Source organism: Pseudomonas anguilliseptica (assembly GCF_021375795.1).
Taxonomy (GTDB): domain Bacteria; phylum Pseudomonadota; class Gammaproteobacteria; order Pseudomonadales; family Pseudomonadaceae; genus Aquipseudomonas; species Aquipseudomonas anguilliseptica_A.
Genome location: NZ_JAEIOI010000001.1, coordinates 1,311,593 through 1,333,533, shown reverse-complemented (window position 1 = coordinate 1,333,533; position 21,941 = coordinate 1,311,593). Strand labels below are relative to the sequence as shown.

Below are 21,941 nucleotides of genomic sequence, written 5' to 3'. Positions count from 1 at the left end.
AAAGCTTTAACAATCAAATCAGCTAACTGCAGCAGGTTCGACCTCTGGCCCGATGGCATCCCAAGCACTTTTGATTTGTTCAAGCAGGGCCTGAACTTCATCCAAAGTGCGCGGAGTTGAGTCGAGCGCAACGCCCGCCAGGCGGCGTGTCATGTAGTCGTAGAGCGAATCCAGATTCTCGGCAATCTCGCCACCCAGGTTCTTGTCGAGACTCGCCTGTAGCACACCGAGGATGGTAATAGTGCTGCCGACCGCCAGACCGCGGACCTCGGCATCGCCTTCATTTTGCGCGTGCTTGGCCAGCATCACCCGCTGCACGGCACCTTCCAGCAACAACTGCACGGTACGGTATGGGGAAACCTCGTGACTGGTGTTGACCTGCTTGTAGGTATCAATCGGCTTCTTGCTCATTACTAATCCTTTTTCACGAAGCCTGGCAGGCTGGCAAGCTGGTTAGCCAGGCTCTCACTGGTTTTTTGCAAACGCCCGACCAGGGAGTCCATGGCGTTGTACTGGGCATACAGTCGTGTCTGCAAGCTTTCAACGCGAACAGCCAATGCCTTGCGCTGCTCATCGACACTAAGCTTGGTGACCTGCAAGGCGTCTGTGCGCTGCTTGAGCACACCGCCAGTCCCCACATAAGCGCCAACAGATTTGGACAAGCGCCCCATCAGGCCATTATCGCCCGCCAGGTAACCGGCAACCTGATCAAAGTTGCCTTCCAGCGCCTTGGTCAATTGGCTGTCATCAAGCTTAAGCTGCCCTGTTTTCCAGTCAGACGTAATACCTAAGTCTGCAAGCGCCTTAACACCACCCTTGCCGGTCATATCGACCATTTCATTACGCAGGCTGGACAAGACATTGCGTATGGATGAATCGCCGAGCAAAGGCCCGGTTACCGGCTTACCGCCATCGACAGGGACAACAGCGGTCAGCTGGGATGTCGTGTTAATCAATGCGTTGTAGGCATCGACAAACTTCTGCAGGTTGGTTTTCACACTGCCTTTATCGACGCCAACAGTGACGCTGATGGTTTTTCCATCCGCCAGATCTGTAGCACTTTGCGCCGCTGTGAGATCAAGCGTTACGCCTTCGAGAGCGTCTTCAATGCGGTTGGTGTTGCGCACCAACTCAAGACCATCAATGGATATCTTGGCTGACTGCGCTTTGGTGATAACACCGCCAGCGCCCGTAGTGGAATTAGGCTTCAGAAAGGCATCGGCATTGCCGGGATCGACAGTCGGTGAAAACGACTGAGTCGTCAGCGCATTAGCCCCAGTCGTCACATTATCTTCACTGGCCACGACATTAATATCATTGCCGCCACCGCTCTTGGTGGAGTTCAAGACCAAGCGTGAACCAGAGTCATCCGTGATGATGGTGGCGCTAACACCCGATGCTTTTCCGGCCTCATTGATTGCATCGCGCATACCGGCCAAGGTGTTATTAGCTGCAGTAATGTCAACGTCGAAGCTCGAGCTGCCGGTAGAAATAGTCAACGATCCACTATTGAACGTCGCGGTATTACCGCCAGTGACCGATTGCAATGCCACCTTGCTGCTGGTCGCTAACTGTTTGACCTGAACGTTGTAATTACCCGCAGGAGCAGTGGTTGCGGCAGTAACCTTAAGGACACTGCTGCTGGAAGAACTTGCCGTTCGCGACTCATACAAAGATGTCTTGTTCAACGAATCGACGGCAGTTTTGAAGGTATTCAGCGCACTGGTTAGTGAGCCCATTGCCGATATACGTGCAACAGTGGTCTTCTCGAGACGGTCCAGTTGGTTAGTCTTGGGTGCCCTTTCGGCATTGACCAACGCTGTGACGATTTCGTCGATTTTGATCCCTGAGCCAATCCCAGTAATCCCGACCATGTTTCACCTCGCCAAAATAATGACTAAAAACACCATAGAGGTGTTAATAGTCAAAAGCCGTGCCAACCCGCAGATCAGGCTTCGGCTTTGAATAACAAGCTACGGACCTCCGAAAGATTCTCTGCCAGTTGCAGCGCTTCTTCAGAAGGGATTTGCCGGATCACATCGCCCGATCCTGCATCAGTAACCTTGACCACGACACGCCCACTGCCCTCTTCGAGGGAGAAGTTCAGGCTACGACGAACCGATTGGACAAAGTCCTGAATCGTCGCAACTGCTGCCTCGACTTCTTCGCGAGAGGCCGCAGTACCACTTTCAACCTTTACGGCACTACCGGTTGCAGCATCCTCAGAAGGCTTACCCTCAACAGCATCGGCCACAACCTTGGCAGAAGCATTTGGCGCACGCTCTGCTTTAGAAGCACCAACGGTGGATGCAGGCGAACTTTGAATAAAACCAATGTCCATAATTCTCTCCTCAGAATGAGGGAACGGGGAGAAGAGCTAAGCCCTTCTCCCCGCAGTCTAGCGCTTTTACCCTTAACCGAGCAGGCTGAGCACAGCCTGTGGCAACTGGTTAGCCTGGGCCAAGATCGCAGTACCAGCCTGTTGCAGGATCTGGTTCTTGGTCAGTTCCGATGTTTCGGCGGCAAAGTCAGTGTCACGAATCCGGCTACGGGCAGCCGAGGCGTTCTCAGAGATGTTCTGCAGGTTCGAGATGGTGTTCTCGAAGCGATTCTGCACCGCACCTAACTGAGCTCGCTGACTGTCAATATTGGATATCGCACCATTGACGATCCCAAGAGCACTCTGCGCCCCCGCCGTTGTACTGATATCGATGCTGGCGACCGAGTTCAGTTGGCTGAAGCCTGCAGTACCAAAGGTCGCGTCGATACCGGTAACAGAGAAGGCATCCGCCGCCTCAATCTGCACACCGCCATCAGTACGCGCGCCACCGGCAGACAAGGAGCCGCTAGTCGCAATTTCACCGCCGTCATCGTAATCAAAGCCAAAGGCGAACAAGGCTGCAGAACCGCCAGAGCCGGCACTGTCAGTGTAGTTTTCAATGATAATGCTTTCACCGCGGTCACTGATGAGTTCAAGAGTTCCACCGCTGCTGGTCTTGGCAGCAATACCGGTAGTGCCCGTTTCCTTGTTGATTGCATCTGCCAGGCTGGAAAGATCAGAAGCATCAGTAACGTTTGCCGAAATGGCTACACCAGTACCGGCCTTATCATTAGCGCCGTACAGAGTGAACGATACGGTACCCGAGGAAACACCGGACATTTGAGTCAGGTTACGGGCGTTGGCCGTTACACCTGTACTGTCCGAAACCTTGTTGATTGAGCTGGCGATATCACGTGCGGAGATCGCACCACCACTGGCGGTGTTGTAAGTGAAGTTAGCCGTGCCCAGTTTACCGACGATTGTACCGCTGGTGCCCTGGTAGCCCTGAGTACCTGAGCTCAGAGCAGCAAAGCCACCACTGGAGCTGGTTGCCGCGATACCGCTGGAATCAAAGCGGTTGATGCCGATACGGCTAGCATCCGAAGAACCAATCGATACGTTGATAGTTTCGTAGGCATTAGCCCCCACCTGGAAGCTCTGCGAGCCGAAGGTGCCATCAAGAATCTTACGCCCACCAAAGCTGGTGGTATCAGCAATACGGTTCAACTCTTGCTGCAACTGCGCCACTTCACCTTGCAGGGCTGCACGCTCTTGCGCGCCGTTAGAGCCGTTGGCGGCTTGCAGCGCTAGGTCGCGCATACGCTGCAGGATACCGGTCGACTGCTGCAACGCACCTTCGGCAGTCTGCGCCAAGGAAATACCATCGTTGGCGTTTCGGGTAGCAACGTTCAGACCGTTGATCTGGCTGGTCAGACGGTTGGAAATCTGTAGACCAGCAGCGTCGTCTTTGGCGCTATTGATACGGAAACCAGTAGACAGGCGCTGGAGGGATGTATCCAGACCTTTGGACGAGCTATTCAAGTTACGTTGAGTGTTAAGGGACGCAACGTTTGTGTTGACTGTCAGGGCCATGGTGTATTCCTCCGAAGGACCTTGCTTACTTGTGTGCCTGAGTGTGCGACGCATGGGCCTGCATACTCAGGCGCCCAAAATGTTCGCATTCGGTATTTCTATCGGCACCCCATGCCGGAGCTTTAGAGAATTCTGCAATAATTTTTTCTCTATCCCCAGCAATCACTTAGCTCACACAGCAGAGGCAGACAGCCCTGCTGACGGGTTGCCGGCGTAATTTCGCTAGCCTTTACGCACAATTTCTGCCCTTTCGAGCTCGAGTTAACTTGGCAACCAAGCTGCACGCCAGCGTTCGAGATTTTGTCCGTCAAGCATCCACTCGCTTAGAACCCGCGCACGTAATGCATCCCCCTGTGCAGCGGCTGCATCAAGATCATTGATGTGCATGCGAATCGCATCCACCCAATCCTTAAAGCGATTCTTGACCCTGGTTACAGGCAGGTCTCCCTGATAACAACGCACATCACTGCAGATAACGGGGAAACCACACGCACCATATTCAAGAAGCCGCAAATTACTTTTACATTCGTTGAACAGGTTTTGCTCGACCGGTGCCAGAGCAAGATCAAGATCCAAACGTGCAAGCGCCTGCGGATAAAGCTCTATATCGACGCCATCCAAGCTTTCTTTGACATAGGGACGAATTTCTTTAGGACACATGCCAAGAAAGACCCAATCAACCTCACTGGCCAGCTCTTTGACCACATCAGCAATCAAACTCAAGTCACCGCTATGACTGATCCCACCAGCCCAACCGACGCGAGGCTTCTGACCACGTCGACGCTGGCTCGACAACCCCCGCCACCACTCTTCAGGCAAGCAATTCCTGGCCACGACGATATCGTCATGCAGGCCCGAAAATGCCTCCGCCATAGCATCGGTAGAAACCACAAAGCGGTCGACATAACTCAAGCCCCGGCGCAACGAACGCAAAATATCCTTCGGCATACGTTCGCGATGTACGCTCTTCATTGGCAGATTAGGCAGATAATCGTCCAGCTCATAGACCGTGAATGCGCGAGAAAACGCCTTAGCCCGACGCATGGCTTCCAACCGATCATCGCCAATCTGGCGCTGCAGAATCAGTACGTCCGGGTCATAACGCTGCAGGTCAACTGCGTGCAAAAGACCGTATGACAGCATTCCATCTACCTTGCCCTGCTCACGCAAAACCTTGAATGGTTGGATGACCCGATAATTACCGCAGCCCCAGGGATCAGCAGGATGCGCCAGTACAACAGGTAACGGCTTCCAAACAAGCGGACGCCAGGTCAGCTGTACATCCGGCTCAAGATCAAAGCCACGACCATTGAGCGAAAGATTGCGGTTATAGGCAGGATCGCTAGCAAGAGCCGGCAACCACTTTTCATACATTGCATCCTGTTCATCAGCGAAGCGTTTGCGCTTCGCTTCGGCAGCCTTCGGTTCAATCCGTTTTTGACTCACACTACCTTCGTGCATAACGACCGAGTGCGGCGTCCACACAATCAAGTGGCCGGCTTCACGAACCTTCAAGCACAGATCAACATCGTTGTAAGACACTTTAAAGCGCTGCTCATCGAGCCCACCAACCGCTTCATAGATAGACTTACGGATCATCAAACAAGCCGCCGTAACTGCACTGTAATTCTGATCAACTTCCAGCCGCTGCATATAGCCTGGGGCGTTCATCGGCTCGCCAATAAAGGGATGATCGGCTGGCCCGCGCAGCCCTAGCACAACTCCGGCGTGTTGAATCTTACCGTCCGGATAAAGCAGCTTGGCGCCGGTTATTCCCACCTCAGGGCGCAAAGCATGGTTGAGCAGTTCGTCAAGCCAAGTCTCGCTGATAATTGCAGTGTCATTATTCAGCAGTACCAGATACTCGCCACGCGCTTCGCGGGCCGCCATATTGTTGATAGCCGAGTAGTTAAACGGGTGTGGATAACGCAATACCCGCACCTTTTCTTCACCCATCTGTTCCACACCGGCAAGCCAGGCACGCGCTTCAGCCGTTTCGCTGGCATTGTCGACAATCAGCAACTCGTAATTTGCGTAAGCGGTTTTCTCCAGCAGGCTCTCGACGCAGCGTTGCAAGATTGGCAACTGGTCCTTGGTCGGCACGATGATCGAAACCAACGGCTGCTCGCGATGACCGTAGCGGATGCGATAACGCCCCGGAAGACTAGGCAACAACCGTGACTCGGTATAACCACGCCGTTGCAGGTGTGCCAGCAAGGCCGCCTGTTCGTCAGCGCTGTCTATCAATGTGGGAGCAGTGGTTATCAATAACGGCTCATCGACGTGACCAAACCCAGCCATCCCCCCCTGCTCAATCAAGCGCAGTAGTAATTCGAACTCCAGCGCGCTAGCAAATCGAGCATCAAAGCCACCCGCCTCGACGAAGATTTCACGACGAAATAACCAGTGCCGCGCCATAACAGTTGGAAAGCTGAGCAGCATGTCCAGGTTAAAACCTGGACGGAAGGCCGCACCAAGCGCACCATCTGCCATACGCTGCAACTCATCACCATAAATGGCACGGCAACCGTCTGAATCTACCAACTCCAGAGCCGCTATCATCAGGCCGCTAGGGGTGAATTCTTCACCAGCATCAACCAACATCAACCAATCAACGTCAGCCGTCCGCGCCACCTCGTTGATTGCATCTACGTAGTCATCCGGCCTGACGGAAACGAAGTGCAATTTGGCCTCTGGCTGAGTCAGTGGCGCATCAGCAGTCGTCAGCGCAATGATTTTCAGTGTGGCGTATAGCCCTTGTTCCAGACCTAAGCTACGAATCGTCTTCATTAGCTGCTGCGTATCACCCAGCAGGTCAAGAATCAAAATACCTAAACGCGGACCGCCAGCATGCTGGCAGAGATAGTCATTGATTAGTTGATTCTGTATAGGCGTCGGCAGACGTGCTTCCAACCAACGTACCAATTCAGGCCTGTCCGGTACGATAAGAGGAACACCGCCTGCGTCGCAGAGGGTGGCTGGTAAGGCAACCGCTGGAGGGGTCAACACTGGCTGTGTTTGGGGTAAACGCGCCGCCTCATCGGCCAGCCGCTGACGTAAAGCAAATAAATGCCAGTCAGCAGCCTGGTCTCCGAGCGCACGGCAACGAACCTGACCTTCGGGCTGAGGACGATAAAGCCCCATCGAGCGGATTTGCGTAGCAAAGACCTGCACACCCTTGCGCCACAACGGCAGCATATCGCCCTGCTGTTGACGCTGCTCGGCATGTTTGCGGAAGCAGGAGAGCGGCTCACACAAATAGGCCAAACCGCCATGACGCAGCACGTTGACATACATGGCTAGGTCGTTGATGGCGCGCACCGTCTGACCACCAAGGCAACAGACGTTTGGTGTGATGTCTGCCAGGTGCGCACGGCGGAACATCACCGTGCTGGGCTCACCAATAAAATTCATGGGGCCTTCAGACAGGTAGGAGATGAGATCCTCACCATGGATCAAACTGTCTTCGACAAAGGGGTTGCAAGTGGCCGGAATGTCCGCTAGGGGTAGCCCGCATTCATCGATCAGCAAACGCTTACTGGTCACCAAACTGACTTCGGAATGGCTGAGAAACACCTCGACCATGCGCGCAACGCAGTCATTCAGCAGAATGTCATCATCATTAAGGAATTTGACGAACTCGCCTTGAGCCTCAACCACACACTGGGTGTAGTTCATCAGTCCACCAAGACCTGGCCGGTTGCGAATTACCCTGATCGGATGGCGACTGTGCCCGAGATGGCGCTCAAGAATGCGCTGGATACCCTCGTCCGGGCAGTCGTCGCTGACCAAGATTTCCAGTCGTTGATAACTCTGGGCTAACGCACTGAGCAGCGCCGCCTCGAAGTGACGTGGCTTGAAGGAGGGAATCACGATACTAACGAGGGGTTGGTTGCTCACGTGCGTTTTCCTTAGTGAATCAATGCGGGTGGCTAAAGCGCCACGGCGATTCATTTCAAGCATCGAGAATATGGGAGTGACTGCTCAGCACTTCGCGCACTTTCTGCGGGCTGTTCCACATCAATACATCGAGCACCGACAGCCCCGACTCGAAGGCATAAGTCCCGGTGTCATAGCGGAACTCGTCGAATTGCATAAAGCCGAGCTGGATACCATGACGGGAGAAAGCCTGCGGATCGAACAGATCACGACCGCCAGGAGGGTTCAGATAGAAGCTAGCGCCCAGCTGCTGGCTGATCTCCGGAGCCCAACCGCCAGGACTGTCGATATGTTGCAGTTCTAAGCCCAGCTCCGAACAGACCGAATAATCGAACGGGAGCTCGAGATAGGCGCATACCGCCACCAGCCCCTGCACGTTAAGTTCGACCAGCGACTCACTCGCCACCGCGTCAAAAGTATGATTCACCAGCTGCACCACCTGCTCATAAAACGGTGCCTTGCGCCGGTAGTGGGTCAGCTTGCCGAGCACGCTGACGCGGGTCTTTTGCAAGTCCTGCACGCGAGCTTCATGCGTCGCAATGGCAATAGATGAGTTGGCCAGAGGTACGTTGATGTAGTTCCAACCAACTTGGGGATGCAGCACGCGGTTACGGCTCATCCAAGACTTGGGAGTGTACTGGCTGACATCAAAAACCACCCAGCGTTCGGTATGGGCGATCAGCGCGAAGTGACCGAGGTACGGGAAGAAGTACGGCTGCATGATACCCAATCTCACCCCAGCCCTCCCATATTGCGGCGAATACTGGCGGCTTGTTCCTGAGCCGTGCGGACAATTTGACCGATAAGCCGCGCACCGGTCACGTCTATCGGTTGGCCGATCGGTAACTGCAGCACCTTGGTACACAACGCCTCGGTTACTGGCAGACGTTCTGCCACCTGCGGGTAACGCTCGTCATAGGGCGTACAGCGGTGGATGCCGGGGGAAAAATAACGCCGCGCTAACACGTTCTCCGCGCGCAACACCGCCTGCAGCTCATCACGGCTGAGGCCGAAGCATTCGGCATCAATCTCGCAGACCACATATTGGTAATTGGTCACGCTCACCGCCTGCGGCTCGATCAGACGCAAACCCGGCAAACCGGCCAAAGCATCGCGATAGGCCGAGAAAATTTCTCGGTTGCGCTCGAGGGTCTGAGCGAAATTATCCAGGCTGAGCAAAGCGATTGCCGCCTGCGCTTCAGACATGCGGCCGTTGGCGGTACGACTGACATGCACCGGGTGCCCGGCGCCGTAACTGCTTCGGATATTGCGCAGACGCGCAGCCAGTTCATCATCATTGGTGCACACGCAACCACCTTCGGCGGCGCTCAACACTTTGGTGGCGTGGAAGGAGAATACTTCAAGGTCACCAAAGTTCCCGACCGATCTGCCCTGCACTGCGCAACCAAAGGCATGAGCTGAATCGTAGTAGAGCGGCACGCCGCGACGCTCAGCGAGCTGAAGCAGTCGGTCATGGGCACAGACATCACCCCACAAGTTGACCGCCAATATCGCGCTGACATCGTTGTCTTCCAGCAGCTCTTCCACACGAGCAGGATCGAGCTGATGGGTCAAGGAATCGACATCGCAGAACAGCGGTTCCAGACCCGCCCAAGTCAGCGACTGCGAGGTGGCTATAAAGGAGAACGCTGGGGTAATAACCTTACCGCGCAGGCCCAGAGCATCGGCGGCCATCAGCAGACCAATGGTGGCATTGGTGACGCAAATGGCATGACGCACACCAAGACGCTCCTGCAACACTTGTTCCAGTTGCTGGGTCAACGGTCCCTGATTGGTGTAGTACTGACGCTCGAAGATGCCGCGCATGGCTGCTTCATAAGCGGACCATTCGGGAAAATACAGCTGACCGACCGGCAGCGACTGCTCGAACGCAGGCGCGGCGCCGAGGATAGCGAGTTCGACGGCGCTCATACGACAACCCTCTGACGCAGTTCAGCGGCATGGGTATGGAGAAAGCCCAGCATGGCAACGATGGCATTGATGTCATGCTCGTCGACAAAATGGCCGCAAGGCAGTAGTACAAAGCGTTCGGCGAGCCACTCGGTCACCGGCAGCGAGCCGCCGATGGTTGGGTAATCGGTAGGTTTCTGATGAAGCGCGGGGGAATAATAGGCGCGGGCGAGAATACGCTCTGCGTTGAGCAGGCTAAGGGTTTGCGCCCTGGACAGTGGCCAATCGTCGAGCAACTCGATCAGGATGTTCTTGAATCCACTCCGCTGACTTTCGTCAAACTCGACAAGGCGCAAGCCCGGTAAGCCCGTCAGCTTCTGACAGTAAGCCAAGTAACGCTCATGATTACGCGCCACCTGCACGTCCAAAGCATCCAGTCCGGCCAAGGCCATGGCCGCATGCACTTCGTTAAGTTTGGCGTTCATGCCCAGTTCCTGAACGTTATCCGGAGTGTAAAAACCGAAACCACGCATGCGCACCAGTTTGGCCGCCAACTCGGCATCGTTGGTGGTGATGTATCCGCCCTCAAAACCATTGAGCAGCTTGCTGGCATGCAGCGAGAAACACTCGGCTCGAGCAAAATTGCCCACTTTGCGCCCGGCATAGGTTTCATAGACCGACTCAACGGCATCGATAAACAGCGGAATGCCGCTTTCCTCGGCCAGCACCTCCAGCCCAATTGCATCGCAGCAATTCATGATCGGATGCACGCCGAGAATCAGCGCAGTCTGCTCGTTCAAGTGCGGACGCACCGTGTCGGCACTCAAAGCCAGGGTATGCGGATCGACTTCACAGAAGCGCGGCACCAGACCGGCCCAGGCGGCCACATCGGCCATACGCCGATAGGTTAGCGAAGGCATAACGATTTCCCGACGCCCCGGCAACGCCAAGCATTTGATCGCCAACACCAGCGCCCAGAAGCCGCTGCAAAAAGTCACACAGTGGTTAGTTTGGTGAAACTCGGCTAAGCGCCGCTCCAACTGCTGCACCAGAGGCCCGTTATTGGTGAACTGATGCGCCTCGTAGAAGGTGCGCGAATACTCCAGGAAACGTTCAAAATCCGGCTGAACCAAGCTCGACGTCGAGCGCGGCAAGTCAAACAGCGGTTGTCCGCCGAGCAGCGCCAGCTCATCACAACTGGACTTGAGCATCATGAGCGCGCGCGCTCAAGCAGAGCATCATAGCGGTAGTGCGCCGTGTAGAAGCCCTTGGGCATACGCTGGATATGCGCCTGCCAGCCACAATCGGCGGCCAATTGGCAAAACTCTTCGGCACTGCGCCAGATGCCGATTTTCGAGTCGTAGTGCTTGAGTTCGGCAGTATGGTCAAGGCCATCGGTGTAGAAATCCTGATAACGCGCGAGATCCGGAAGATTGCCGATAAACACCCGCTCGACCTGGCTGTAATCGCGGCACAACGTGTTCAACACCAGGCGAGCAGTAGCCTCGGGGAAATATGGAAAGCTGCCATAGCACAGCACCTTGGTAAAACGCGCCGGATCAGTCTCGGCAGTTATGTACTCGCCGACGTCAGCCAGATCGAAACGTCGTAGCGGTAGCTGTTCGAAATAACGCTTGGCTACCTCGATCAGCACCTCTGAATAGTCCACACCATAGACTTCGGCGCAATCATCAAAGAAATAGCGCGATAGAGCGCCATTGCCGCAGGCCAGATCCAGCAGGCGATCGCCTGGCTGGAAGGCCAACGCATTTTTGATGGTCGCAATTATCAGTTGAATCTGTTCTTCCGAAACAGGCTGGCCATTGACCGACCGTTTGATCTGCCCCCAGAAGTCATCGGGAGCTAGAGTTTTCGGATATTCCTTGAAATCTGATTCCACGGGAGTTCACCCCTACCTGCTGCGATTAAATTGACCACCACCTGCGGATAGCCGCCACCAAAAGCTTAGGTCATCCGCCAGGCGATCCCACCATGCCGTTATGCGCGTGCAATATAGGGAATGCTGCTCGGTTTCAGGCCCATTGCCGTGTACGCTTCAGCACCGAAGTAGTCGATACCGTACTGGTCGACGCTGAAACCGTTGTCCTCGATTTTGCGCACGTAATCATCGTGGGCGTATAACCGCACGTGATCATTCTGCCCATAAAGACGCCAACGTCCGGCGTCATCGGTAATGCCTGGGTCTTCTATAGTGTGCTCGATACCAACGATGATTGGAGCCATTAGAATGCCGCAGCCACCACCACGGGTGATACGGCGCAGCTCACGAATAGCCCTGCCATCATCGGCTACATGTTCAAGTACATGGCTGCAAATAAAGAAATCATACGCATCGTCAGCAAACGGAATGTCCATCAGATCAACCTGATAGTCCACTCCCTTCATGACTAAATCTGCGGTTGCATAGTCGAAAAAACGGCTGCCACGGATCAACCGCGACATCGCCTGTTCCGGCGCGAAGTGCATGACCTTGGCGCCTTGACGCAAACGTCCGGCAGCCACCTCCAGTTCCATCCAATAGACGTACAAGCGCTCACGATCAGTAGCACCGCAACGCGTGCAGGTATAGCTATCGTGGGCTGTCATTTCGCCCTGGCCGTAATGCACGAAACCATGACGTCGGGCATTCTCTCGATAGAACTCGGGAATCGCAGCAAACGTGACATTCACTTGCTTGCATACAGGGCAGGGATAAGGCGCTGGGGCTCGGTTCTGAGAAACCGCCGCGGCTACTGGTTGTCGTTGTGCAGGTTTCAAGGGTGGTAATTCTGTTTGCTGCCCATGCTGCTCGAGAATACCAAGTAGGTTGTTGGCAACCAGATGTTCGCCTTCACCTTGCAGTGCCAGGGCCTGGCGAAAAAACTGCAGGGCGCTCGGTGTATCACCCAATTTGTAATGGATCACGGCCAGATCATTGGCCAGTTCGGCATAAAGTCCAATGGACTGCTGGACCTGTTCAAGAAGCACCAGCGCGCCAGTAAGGTCACCAGCGGCAAAAGCCTCGTAGGCTTGCTCTTTGATTACCTTCAGATCATTCGCCATAAAAGCCCCGTACTCGGCATACGCCGAAGACACCCGAAAACTTATCAGGTGACGCCAGAAAAAACGTCAATGATTCGGCCAAAGACCGCACTGATTAGGGTATTTGCAAAATGCTAGCCAACTCAGTACGAGAGTAAGCACAAGGATAGTGCGCTTACGGAGGGGGATCAGCGCAACTGATTAAACAGATTCAACCCGGCAATCTTCACATAGCTCTGCTGCGCAGCCTCAAGAACGATGGTCTGAAATGAAAGGCGCGAAAGCGCTTCGGCGTAATCCAGTTCGCGCAGGTCGGCCTGCACCGACTTGTTGACCAGGGTGACGTCCTCGTTATCAATCTCGGTGGTTTCGATCAGGTTCAGGCGCGCGCCAATTTCCGTCTGCACTTCCAAGACCTTGCCCATACCGTTATCCAGGTTGGTCAAGGCAATCGCCACTTCGTTACGTACACCGAGGTTACCGGCTGGGGATGTCGGTGATGATTCCAGCGCCTGACGCAAGCGGCTGATGGTGTTGAGAATGCTGCGCTGCTCTTGAAACTGTGGCTGCAGGCCGAACTCGTCGCCGCCAGCAACCGCTGCCGGGGCTGACAGGGTGAAGTCGGCACCAAATACACTGAAGGTCGCCGGATATGGCCCAGCTACCGTACCGGTGGCCAGTACAGGGCTGCCTGGGCCAACCGGCTGGGAATAGACCTCGTAGTTGGTGTCATCGGTAAAGCGCAGCACCACCCCGGATGTCGGAAACTGGCTGTCGAATGTGGCCTGGTTACTGATACCGGCTGGTGCCACGATCGCGGCTGAGGTGTTAGTCGAGGAGCGATTGACGGCAAAGTCGGTCGGTGCCGAGCGCAGGGTAAAGCTGTGGGTATTGATACCCGGCGCACCGGCAGTGGCAGTGTCCGCCAGCAGGTTGTCGAGATCCAGTTCGTTATCGCCAGGCTGTAACACCACATCCAACTGAAAGCGCATGCCGCGGAAGTTGATGGTATTGCCGCCGCTGACCAGTGGATCGATCTTGCCGCCACCCGGAATTTCCGAGGTCACATCGGCACCAGCGCTGTCATAGATGCGAAACTCTTTGCCGCTGACAAAGGCCAGCGAATACGGCTCACCTGAACGGAAATCGCTGTTGAAGGCCTGGTTGTCCTGCACCAAACCCGGAGAAATAAACACCCGCTGATCTGCCGCCGGTATACCAGGAATGGTAGTCGCCGGCAGCGGCGGGGTCGGCAATGCCGGGTTATTGACGCCCAGGGCATTCAGAATGCGGTTGGCGTTACTGACATCCTCAAACAAACGTTTGCCGTTGTCGTTGATTGCCACACTACTGGAACCTGCGACCTGCAGGCTGCGCTGCCCTTCGTCGCCCTGATAAGAATAGGTGCCATCGGGATTACGCAGAAACGGCTCGGTCTTGCCAAGAAAACCGCTGAACAGGTATTCACCGCGGGCGTTGCGGCTGTTCATCAGGTTAAGCAACTCGTCTTCACGCTCGGCCAGCTCCTTGGCAATCGACTTGCGATCATCCGCCGACAATGCGCCACCGCCTGCCTGCACTGCCAGCTCGCGAATACGCTGCAGGACATTGACGACGGAGGTGATGGTGGTTTCTTCCTGGGTCAGGCTGTTCTTGGCGGCAGTGAGGTTTTCCTTGTACTGCCCCAGCACGGCCTGCTGCTGCTCGAGTTGCAGCAGGCGTACCGAGGCCACCGGATCGTCAGCCGGGGTGAGGATGCGGTTACCGCTACTGATCTGCTCCTGGGTGCGGATCAAGTTGGAATAGTTGCGCCCGAGGCCACTGACACCGTTATTGAACGCCTGGATCGAGGAGATGCGCATGACCATAAAGCTAACCTCAAGGTTCTCTCAGCACAGCATAGGGTGCATCAGAACGTATTAATCAGTGTATCGAACAGGTTACGGGCAACTTGAATGATCTGCGCCGATGCCTGGTAGTACTGCTCGAACTGAATCAGCTTGGCCGCTTCCTCATCGAGGTTGACCGCCGACACCGAATCGCGGTTATCGGTCGCCTGCTTGAGAATAGCGCCAGTGGCCTCACCATCGACCCGCGCCTGACTGGTCAAGGTGCCAACCCGCTCCACCAGATCGCCATAAGCATCAGTAAAGCTGGAACCGGTGGTCGCCGGAGCCAAGGGGTTGATGCCAATAGTGGCGCGATTTTGCAGGTCGATCAGTTTCAGCGCGTTGCGGTTATCCGAGACGCCGTTGGTGTTGAAAGACACCGAGAAGTTGTCCCCACCCTGCGGCCGACCGCTGATGGTCACTTCATAGTCGAACGGCACCGGCACTGCAGGTGGCCCCGCTGTGGCGGGCACGGTGATGGTCAGCTTGTTGTTCTGGCCGGGGACGATCACCCCGGTGTCGATGACGTTGCCGTTGATATCGACCACATCATAACCCTGAGTCGCACCACCGCCGGCGCCCATCACGATGCGCAGCGGCGGCGCATTACGCAGGCTGGTTTCCAGATCGGCCTGGGCCACAGGATCGTAGATGTCGATTTCGGTTTTCAGGGTCGGCTGAGTAATCACCCCCGTACCAATATTTGCCGGACTGGTCTGTGATTTCAGCGGCGCGGCAAATGCCAGTTCCTCCGGCCGTTTCATATCGGCGCGGATGTCTTGACCGGCATTGCGGGTGGGCATGATGCGGAAGCGATCCCCCGCAGCAAAGGTGCCGCTGGCCACATTCAACGACACGCCATCAAATTCGGCGGCCGGCACGACTGTGATATCGAACGGCCCGAAGCTGGTGCCGTCACTGATCCGCCGCACGGTGTAATCCGTGGCGTTGGTGAACTCCACTTCATAATCACTGGTGGTCAGTTGGGTGGTGTCTTCGATCAGCACATTGAGGTTGGCCGTGGTGTCGCTGTTACCCACCCGCGCCAGGCTGCGCTGACCGATCAGCAGCGGATCGTTCAGATCGCGGAACAGGCCGTTGCCAAACTGGCCATTTAGGTCCAGGCCCTGCCCCAGCTGGCGGTTGACCTGATCGGTCACCGACAGCGCCAGACGCCCGACCGCGTTGAGCGTGGTGTCCAGTACGTCTTCGCGGTAGCGGATCAGACCGCCCATCTCGCCACCGGTGATCAGCGAGGTAATACCCTGCCGCGAGTTGCCGCTGACAAACTGCACTTCGCTGCGCAGCGGGTCGGACAAGCCTGGCACCACCTCCAGACGCGAAGCCTTGTTACCCACCACGAGCGGCTGTCCGGACCCGATAAACAGGTTGTAGCTGCTGTCGTCCTGCGCCACCACGGTGACGCCGATAAAAGTCGACAGTTTACGCACTGCCTCTTCACGGGCATCCAGCAGGTCATTGGGCTGCTTGCCATTGGAAGCGGCCACGGCAATGGCATCGTTATAGCCAGCAATAGAGGTGGCCAACTGGTTGACCTGATCAGTGACGGCAGACAGCTGCTTGTTGATAAAGGCGTTCTGCTCGTACAGGCGGTCGTATACGGTGTTGAAGCGCTTGGCCAACCCTTCGGATTCGGACAGCGCCAGCTGCCGGGCCGGAATATTAGCCGGGTCCTCAGCGGCCGTTTGCAGGGCCGCAAAGACCTTTTGCAAGCCAGGGTTGATCCCTGTGGTACTGCCCGCCAGCAAGGAGTCGAGCTGGTTGATCTGCCCCAGATAGGACTGCACATCACTGCTCAACGCCGTGCTACTGCGCACCTGGGTGTTGAGAAACTCGTTATAGATGCGCCGCACATCAACCAGCGTGGTGCCCGAGCCGATATAGCCGGCCCCGCTGAACTGCGGGGTACGCGTGGACTGGATAGTCTCCTGGCGTGTGAAACCCGGAGTATTGACGTTGGTGATGTTATGCCCGGTGACTGCCAGCGAGGTCTTGTTCGCGGCCAATCCGGACAGGCCAATATTGAGTAGGTCAGCCATGATTCATCATCCGTTGGTGGACGGCGTACTGACTGCCGCTACTGTCTGATAGGTCTGCATCTGCCGTGCGATCTGAGCGATCTTGCGGGCGTATTGGGGGTCGGTGGCATAACCGGCTTTCTGCAGTTCGCGGGCGAATTGCTCAGGCTTGTCTGTCACAGCCAGGGCTTTTTCGTAACGACCGTTGCCCTGCAAGAAACTTACGTAATCTTCAAAGCTGTGTGCATAGGACTCGTAGGCGCGGAAAGACGCCGCTTCCTTGACTGCCTTGCCACCCTTGAATTCAGTGGTCAGTACTCGCGCCGATTCGCCATCCCAGCTGTTGTGGGTCTTGATGCCGAACAGGTTATGGCTGCTGCTGCCATCCTGCTGACGAATGATCGACTTGCCCCATCCCGTTTCCAGTGCGGCCTGGGCCACCAGATAACGAGGATCGACGCCAATCTTGTCGGCGGCCTTCTCGGCCATCGGCAGCATGGCGGCAATAAATTCATCCTTGGAGCCAAAAGCGGCCTTGCCCGGTGCCAATGGTGGCTGGGCAATTCGCCGGCCGGTAATGGCGTCGGTGCCATTGAGGCCCAGGGCCGTATCGGCTGGCGCGGCAAAGGATTTGGCCGGGATCCAGTCGTTCTGCGCCAGCGGCTGACCGTCGGCAACACTGGCCGAGGGCACGATGCCGGCCAGCAAACGGTCAGTCAGCTTGCCAGGCAAGGCCAGGCGGCGCTGGTTGATCAGAGAGGTGTCATCACGGCCACTGTCGACCTTGGCCAATGGTTTGCTCGGCGCACTCGGCACCGGCTCGTTGACCTGGGCAAATGGATTCGGACGGTCCGCGCCACCCTTGAGTTTCGACATCTGCCGCACTAGCACGTCGGCCAGGCCAATGCCGTTCTGGTGGTTGGCCAGCGTCACCGACAACTGCTGGTCATGCATATCCTGATAGGTCTTGCTCTCGTTGCTGTTCAAGAAGTTGCCTTCTGAGAACACCTCGTTAGCTGAGCGCATGGCCTTGAGCATTTCGTTGAGAAACAGCGACTCAAACTCCTGAGCCACCTTCTTGATGTTTTTGTCGCTGTCGCCACCGACCTTGAACTGGTTAAGGCGATTGAGATCCGTGAAGGCGCCGCTGTCGACGGTCGAAGTGCCACCGAGCAAACCGGCTGAAAGACGAGAGTCCATATGGGCGTGACCTCAGTTATTTCGCCGTTGCGCCGGCGCCAGCTTTTGCGCAGGGCAAGGCGTGAGGAGCGAAGTTTGGTTGTTCCAAATGAGCGACGAAGAACGCAGCTCTGCGCAAAAGCTGGCCCGGCCCTTCGGGTTGTGCCTGAGCGCGTGCCATGCCGCGTTACAGCCCTTGCCAAGGGAGTGGCCATTGCCTGCGGGCTGCGCCTTGCCTGACACGCGCTCAGGCAACAACGCAATCGGTGAAATAACTGAAGTCACGTCCAAACGCTCCCTTAGATCACGATCAAGTCAGCCTGCAGCGCGCCAGCTTGTTTCAGCGCCTCCAGGATGGCCATAAGGTCGGAAGGCGATGCGCCTACCTGATTCACCGCGCGGACGATTTCATCCAGCGTGGTCCCCGGGCCGAACTTGAACATCGGCTTGGCTTCTTCCTCGGCATTGACCTTCGAGCGCGGTACCACCGCCGTCTGGCCACCGGACAAAGCATCCGGCTGACTGACAATCGGGTCTTCGGTAATGGTCACGGTCAGGCTGCCATGGGTCACCGCCGCCGGCTGCACCTTGACGTTCTGGCCAATCACGATGGTGCCGGTGCGCGAATTGATGATGACCTTGGCCACGGCCTGCCCCACATCGACCTCGAGGTTTTCCAGAATCGACAGGTAATCCACGCGCTGGTTGGGATCAAGTGGCGCGCTGACACGGATCGAACCACCATCGATGGCCTGGGCCACGCCCGGGCCAAGCAGCTCGTTGATGTGATCAACAATGTTCTTGGCAGTGGTGAAGTCCGGCCGGTTGAGGTTGAGGGTCAGGCTGTTGCCTTGATCGAAACCGCTCGGCACCGGCCGTTCCACGGTCGCACCACCGGGTATACGTCCGGCTGACGGCACATTGACGGTGATCCGCGAACCGTCGGCGCCACCGGCATCGAAGCCACCGACCACCAGATTGCCCTGGGCAATCGCGTAAACGTTACCGTCGATGCCCTTGAGCGGGGTCATCAGCAGGCTGCCGCCCCGCAGGCTCTTGGCGTTACCAATCGAGGAAATGGTGATATCGATGGTCTGCCCAGGCTTGGCAAAAGCCGGCAGATCGGCATGCACCGACACGGCCGCAACGTTCTTCAACTGAACGTTGCCGCCCTGCGGCACCTTGATGCCGAACTGCGCCATCATGTTGTTGAAGGTCTGCACGGTGAAGGGCGTCTGGGTAGTCTGGTCACCGCTGCCATTGAGGCCTACGACCAGGCCGTAGCCGATCAACTGGTTAGTCCGCACGCCCTGGATGCTGGCCAGGTCCTTAAGTCGTTCGGCCTGAACAGTCGCAGCCAGCAGCGAGACAGCGAGAGCCAGCACGTATGTGGATAGTTTCATAGTGGCCACCCTCAAAACGGCCACATTGGGCTAATAAAGAAACGACTCATCCAGCCTGGCTGGGTAGCATCGGCGAAGGCGCCAGTGCCCGAATAGGTGATGCGCGCATCGGCAATCCGGGTCGAGGACACGGTGTTGTCGGTGGCAATATCATCCGCCCGTACCAGGCCGGCAATGCGCACCAACTCGTCACCGGTGTTGAGGGTCATCCACTTTTCCCCGCGCACCAGCAAAATACCGTTGGGCATGACTTCAGCTACTGAAACAGTGATCGAGCCAGTCAGACTGTTGCTCTGCCCCGCCTGGCCGGAACCATCGGCCGAGCGGGTGGCGTCGAAGCTTGAGCCCAAACTCAGGTTATCTGCCGTCATCCCCAAACCCTCCGCAACACGTCCCAAACCACCAATTGCAGTCAATGGGTTTTGCGGAGAAACAGTCATGCCAAACAGGTTCGGCACGCCCAGATCGGCCGAGCTGTCCTTGCTGAGCTTGCTGTTGGTGTTCTTGCTGGCCTGGGTGCGCTCATTCAGGGTGATGGTGATGATGTCACCCACCCGATAAGCCTTACGGTCACCAAACAAGCCATTCTCAAAGCCGGCCTGATAAATCGAACCATTGTTCTGCGCAGCAGGTAGTGGTGTACGCGGCATCACGGGCGCGTAATAGGGATCATCCGGTTTAGGCGCAGGTGCCATGCAGCCGCTCAAAGCCAGGGGGCCAAGCAGTGCACTTATGATTATCAGCCGGTTCATCTCTACTACCTCATGCGTTGCCAGGGGTGGCTATACAGCTGTCGGCCACCCGTGCCAGTTCAAGCCATTCCTTGCCGTATTCAAAGCCAGCCAGACGCTGCGCGACTAGCCGGCCTTAGCTATCAAAGATTCTGCGAAATAAAGCCGAGCATCTGGTCGGCAGTGGAGATGACCTTGGAGTTCATCTCATAGGCGCGCTGCGTGGTGATCATGTTCACCAACTCCTCGACCACACTGACGTTGGAGTTTTCCAGGGTGTTCTGCAGCATGACGCCCAGGCCATTGAGCCCCGGCGTACCGACCTGCGGCGCACCGCTGGAAGCGGTCTCCAGGAACAGGTTGTTGCCGATGGCTTCCAGCCCCGCCGGGTTGATGAAGTCTGCCGTCTGCAGGTTGCCGACGATTTGCGGCTGCGGGTTACCGGCGGTGGTCACCGACACAGTGCCGTCTTCACCGACGTTAAACGTGCGCACTTCGTTGGGCAGCACGATGGCCGGCTCCAGGGCGTAACCATTGGAGGTCACCACCTGTCCATCGGAGTTGAGATGGAAGCTACCGTCACGGCTGTAGGACACCGTGCCATCGGGCAGCAGCACCTGGAAGAAACCCCGTCCGTTGATCGCCAGGTCCAGCGGCTGCTCAGTGGTTTGCAGGCTGCCCTGGGTAAAGATCTTCTGCGTACCGACCACCCGCACACCCGTACCCAATTGCAGACCGGATGGCAGTTGGCTGTCCTGGCTGGACTGACCGCCGGGCTGGCGACGGATTTGATACAGCAGGTCTTCAAACTCGGCACGATCACGCTTGAAGCCGGTGGTCGAGACGTTGGCCAAGTTGTTGGAAATGGTGGTCAGGTTCATGTCCTGAGCGGACAGACCGGTTTTGCTGACCCACAGTGCCGGAAGCATATCGATTCTCCTCGGGTGTCGTTTTAACGACGCCGCGTGCTGGTAATTAGGTCATCTGCAAGACGCGCGCCATGGCCGACGAATTGTCTTCGGCGGTGCGCATCATCTTCACTTGCAACTCGAATTGACGGGACAGGGAGAGAATCGCGGTCATCTCTTCCACGGCGTTGACGTTGCTCGACTCGAGGAAGCCCGAGGTCACTTCTATGGTCGCATCCGCCTGTACCGGATCCTGGCCCTTGAAGCGGATCAGACCGTCAGTGCCTTTTTCCATCTGTTTGAGATCTGGATTGACCAGTTTCAGACGGTCCACCTCAGCCAACACGCTGGGCGCCTCGCCGAGGGCGCGGATACTGATGGTGCCGTCCTTGCCGATCTCAATTTTCTGCTCCGGGGGGACCGCAATCGGCCCGGCATTGCCCATCACCGGCAAGCCATTGCCGGTACGCAACATACCCAGCGCATCAACATTCAGACTGGCAGTGCGCACGTACGCCTCGCTGCCATCGGGGGCCTGCACGGCCAGCCAGCCTTTGCCACCCACCGCCACATCCAGGTCACGCCCGGTCTCTTGCAGCGACCCCGGGGTGAAGTCGGTCCCAGGGCGTTCACTCATGGCATAGACACGCGCCGGATAACTGTCACCAAAGATCGGCATCGAGCGGGCCTGTTCAAAATCCCGACGGAAACCATTGGTGGAAATGTTCGCCAGGTTGTTGGCGTGGGCACGCTGGGCCAGGGTGTTGTTGTGGGCCCCAGTCATGGAAACGTACAGCATCTTGTCCATGGTTATTCTCCGAGTTGGGCTTGCCGCCCGCTGCTCTATGCAAGCTATAAAGCAATGGCTATGCCAGCATTCGGAAAATTGAAGCAAGACACTGATAAATATGGATTTAAAAAATAAAAAGGACTCCACAAGGAGCCCTTTAGGCAGCCAGGCGGCGTACTTTTGCCGCCTGCGGCAGG

17 protein-coding genes are annotated in these 21,941 nt (G+C 56.6%); all 17 read right to left on the bottom strand.

Translation table 11 applies throughout. From position 1 onward, the window contains the following. Positions 1 to 18: 18 nt before the first annotated feature. Positions 19 to 411 carry a flagellar export chaperone FliS gene (gene fliS / locus IOD17_RS06160; RefSeq protein ID WP_233684187.1) on the bottom strand — a complete coding sequence of 131 codons (393 nt, stop codon included), beginning with the start codon at positions 409 to 411 and terminating at the stop codon, positions 19 to 21. A 2-nt stretch (positions 412 to 413) separates the two neighbouring features. Next, positions 414 to 1,874: a flagellar filament capping protein FliD gene (gene fliD, locus IOD17_RS06155; RefSeq protein ID WP_233684186.1), complete on the bottom strand. Its 1,461-nt coding sequence runs from the start codon at positions 1,872 to 1,874 to the stop codon at positions 414 to 416. A gap of 74 nt (positions 1,875 to 1,948) precedes the next feature. Next, positions 1,949 to 2,341 carry a flagellar protein FlaG gene (locus IOD17_RS06150; RefSeq protein ID WP_233684185.1) on the bottom strand — a complete coding sequence of 131 codons (393 nt, stop codon included), beginning with the start codon at positions 2,339 to 2,341 and terminating at the stop codon, positions 1,949 to 1,951. A gap of 72 nt (positions 2,342 to 2,413) precedes the next feature. Beyond that, positions 2,414 to 3,913, bottom strand: coding sequence for a flagellin (locus IOD17_RS19370; protein WP_325175659.1), 1,500 nt, complete (start codon positions 3,911 to 3,913; stop codon positions 2,414 to 2,416). A gap of 261 nt (positions 3,914 to 4,174) precedes the next feature. Further along, on the bottom strand, positions 4,175 to 7,813 hold the full coding sequence (locus IOD17_RS06135; protein ID WP_233684184.1) for a glycosyltransferase: 3,639 nt from the start codon (positions 7,811 to 7,813) through the stop codon (positions 4,175 to 4,177). 55 nt (positions 7,814 to 7,868) lie between these two features. Next, entirely contained in the window at positions 7,869 to 8,573 is a 705-nt protein-coding gene (locus IOD17_RS06130; protein WP_233684183.1) for a WbqC family protein, read from the bottom strand. 11 nt (positions 8,574 to 8,584) lie between these two features. Further along, a complete protein-coding gene (locus tag IOD17_RS06125; protein WP_233684182.1) occupies positions 8,585 to 9,784 on the bottom strand; it encodes a DegT/DnrJ/EryC1/StrS family aminotransferase in 1,200 nt (399 codons plus the stop codon). Next, the gene (locus tag IOD17_RS06120) at positions 9,781 to 10,974 is read right to left on the bottom strand and encodes a DegT/DnrJ/EryC1/StrS family aminotransferase (protein ID WP_233684181.1); all 1,194 of its coding nucleotides are present in this window, start codon (positions 10,972 to 10,974) and stop codon (positions 9,781 to 9,783) included. The genes IOD17_RS06125 and IOD17_RS06120 overlap by 4 nt, the downstream gene beginning before the upstream one ends. Then, on the bottom strand, positions 10,974 to 11,663 hold the full coding sequence (locus IOD17_RS06115; protein ID WP_233684180.1) for a class I SAM-dependent methyltransferase: 690 nt from the start codon (positions 11,661 to 11,663) through the stop codon (positions 10,974 to 10,976). Before IOD17_RS06115 ends, IOD17_RS06120 begins: the two co-directional genes overlap by 1 nt. 98 nt (positions 11,664 to 11,761) lie before the next feature. Further along, complete coding sequence (locus IOD17_RS06110; RefSeq protein ID WP_233684179.1) at positions 11,762 to 12,826, bottom strand: class I SAM-dependent methyltransferase; 1,065 nt, start codon at positions 12,824 to 12,826, stop codon at positions 11,762 to 11,764. A gap of 167 nt (positions 12,827 to 12,993) precedes the next feature. Beyond that, positions 12,994 to 14,673 carry a flagellar hook-associated protein 3 gene (locus IOD17_RS06105; RefSeq protein WP_233684178.1) on the bottom strand — a complete coding sequence of 560 codons (1,680 nt, stop codon included), beginning with the start codon at positions 14,671 to 14,673 and terminating at the stop codon, positions 12,994 to 12,996. Positions 14,674 to 14,714: 41 nt separating this feature from the next. Then, the gene (gene flgK / locus IOD17_RS06100; RefSeq protein ID WP_233684177.1) at positions 14,715 to 16,754 is read right to left on the bottom strand and encodes a flagellar hook-associated protein FlgK; all 2,040 of its coding nucleotides are present in this window, start codon (positions 16,752 to 16,754) and stop codon (positions 14,715 to 14,717) included. A gap of 6 nt (positions 16,755 to 16,760) precedes the next feature. Then, positions 16,761 to 17,933, bottom strand: coding sequence for a flagellar assembly peptidoglycan hydrolase FlgJ (flgJ, locus tag IOD17_RS06095; RefSeq protein ID WP_233684176.1), 1,173 nt, complete (start codon positions 17,931 to 17,933; stop codon positions 16,761 to 16,763). Positions 17,934 to 18,211: 278 nt separating this feature from the next. Then, complete coding sequence (locus tag IOD17_RS06090; protein ID WP_233684175.1) at positions 18,212 to 19,315, bottom strand: flagellar basal body P-ring protein FlgI; 1,104 nt, start codon at positions 19,313 to 19,315, stop codon at positions 18,212 to 18,214. Positions 19,316 to 19,326: 11 nt separating this feature from the next. Next, a complete protein-coding gene (flgH, locus tag IOD17_RS06085; RefSeq protein ID WP_233684174.1) occupies positions 19,327 to 20,067 on the bottom strand; it encodes a flagellar basal body L-ring protein FlgH in 741 nt (246 codons plus the stop codon). A gap of 122 nt (positions 20,068 to 20,189) precedes the next feature. Beyond that, a complete protein-coding gene (gene flgG, locus IOD17_RS06080; protein ID WP_233684173.1) occupies positions 20,190 to 20,975 on the bottom strand; it encodes a flagellar basal-body rod protein FlgG in 786 nt (261 codons plus the stop codon). Between the two features lie 46 nt (positions 20,976 to 21,021). Continuing rightward, a complete protein-coding gene (locus IOD17_RS06075; protein WP_233684172.1) occupies positions 21,022 to 21,762 on the bottom strand; it encodes a flagellar basal body rod protein FlgF in 741 nt (246 codons plus the stop codon). Between the last annotated feature and the right edge of the window lie 179 nt (positions 21,763 to 21,941).

Coding starts and splice junctions, on each gene's coding strand:
- IOD17_RS19370 (WP_325175659.1), bottom strand. CDS start 3,913: ATGGCCCTGACAGTCAACACAAACGTTGCGTCCCTTAACACTCAACGT.
- IOD17_RS06125 (WP_233684182.1), bottom strand. CDS start 9,784: ATGAGCGCCGTCGAACTCGCTATCCTCGGCGCCGCGCCTGCGTTCGAG.
- fliD (WP_233684186.1), bottom strand. CDS start 1,874: ATGGTCGGGATTACTGGGATTGGCTCAGGGATCAAAATCGACGAAATC.
- flgH (WP_233684174.1), bottom strand. CDS start 20,067: ATGAACCGGCTGATAATCATAAGTGCACTGCTTGGCCCCCTGGCTTTG.
- flgJ (WP_233684176.1), bottom strand. CDS start 17,933: ATGGACTCTCGTCTTTCAGCCGGTTTGCTCGGTGGCACTTCGACCGTC.
- IOD17_RS06105 (WP_233684178.1), bottom strand. CDS start 14,673: ATGGTCATGCGCATCTCCTCGATCCAGGCGTTCAATAACGGTGTCAGT.
- IOD17_RS06075 (WP_233684172.1), bottom strand. CDS start 21,762: ATGGACAAGATGCTGTACGTTTCCATGACTGGGGCCCACAACAACACC.
- flgK (WP_233684177.1), bottom strand. CDS start 16,754: ATGGCTGACCTACTCAATATTGGCCTGTCCGGATTGGCCGCGAACAAG.
- flgG (WP_233684173.1), bottom strand. CDS start 20,975: ATGCTTCCGGCACTGTGGGTCAGCAAAACCGGTCTGTCCGCTCAGGAC.
- IOD17_RS06120 (WP_233684181.1), bottom strand. CDS start 10,974: ATGCTCAAGTCCAGTTGTGATGAGCTGGCGCTGCTCGGCGGACAACCG.
- IOD17_RS06090 (WP_233684175.1), bottom strand. CDS start 19,315: ATGAAACTATCCACATACGTGCTGGCTCTCGCTGTCTCGCTGCTGGCT.
- IOD17_RS06150 (WP_233684185.1), bottom strand. CDS start 2,341: ATGGACATTGGTTTTATTCAAAGTTCGCCTGCATCCACCGTTGGTGCT.
- fliS (WP_233684187.1), bottom strand. CDS start 411: ATGAGCAAGAAGCCGATTGATACCTACAAGCAGGTCAACACCAGTCAC.
- IOD17_RS06110 (WP_233684179.1), bottom strand. CDS start 12,826: ATGGCGAATGATCTGAAGGTAATCAAAGAGCAAGCCTACGAGGCTTTT.
- IOD17_RS06130 (WP_233684183.1), bottom strand. CDS start 8,573: ATGCAGCCGTACTTCTTCCCGTACCTCGGTCACTTCGCGCTGATCGCC.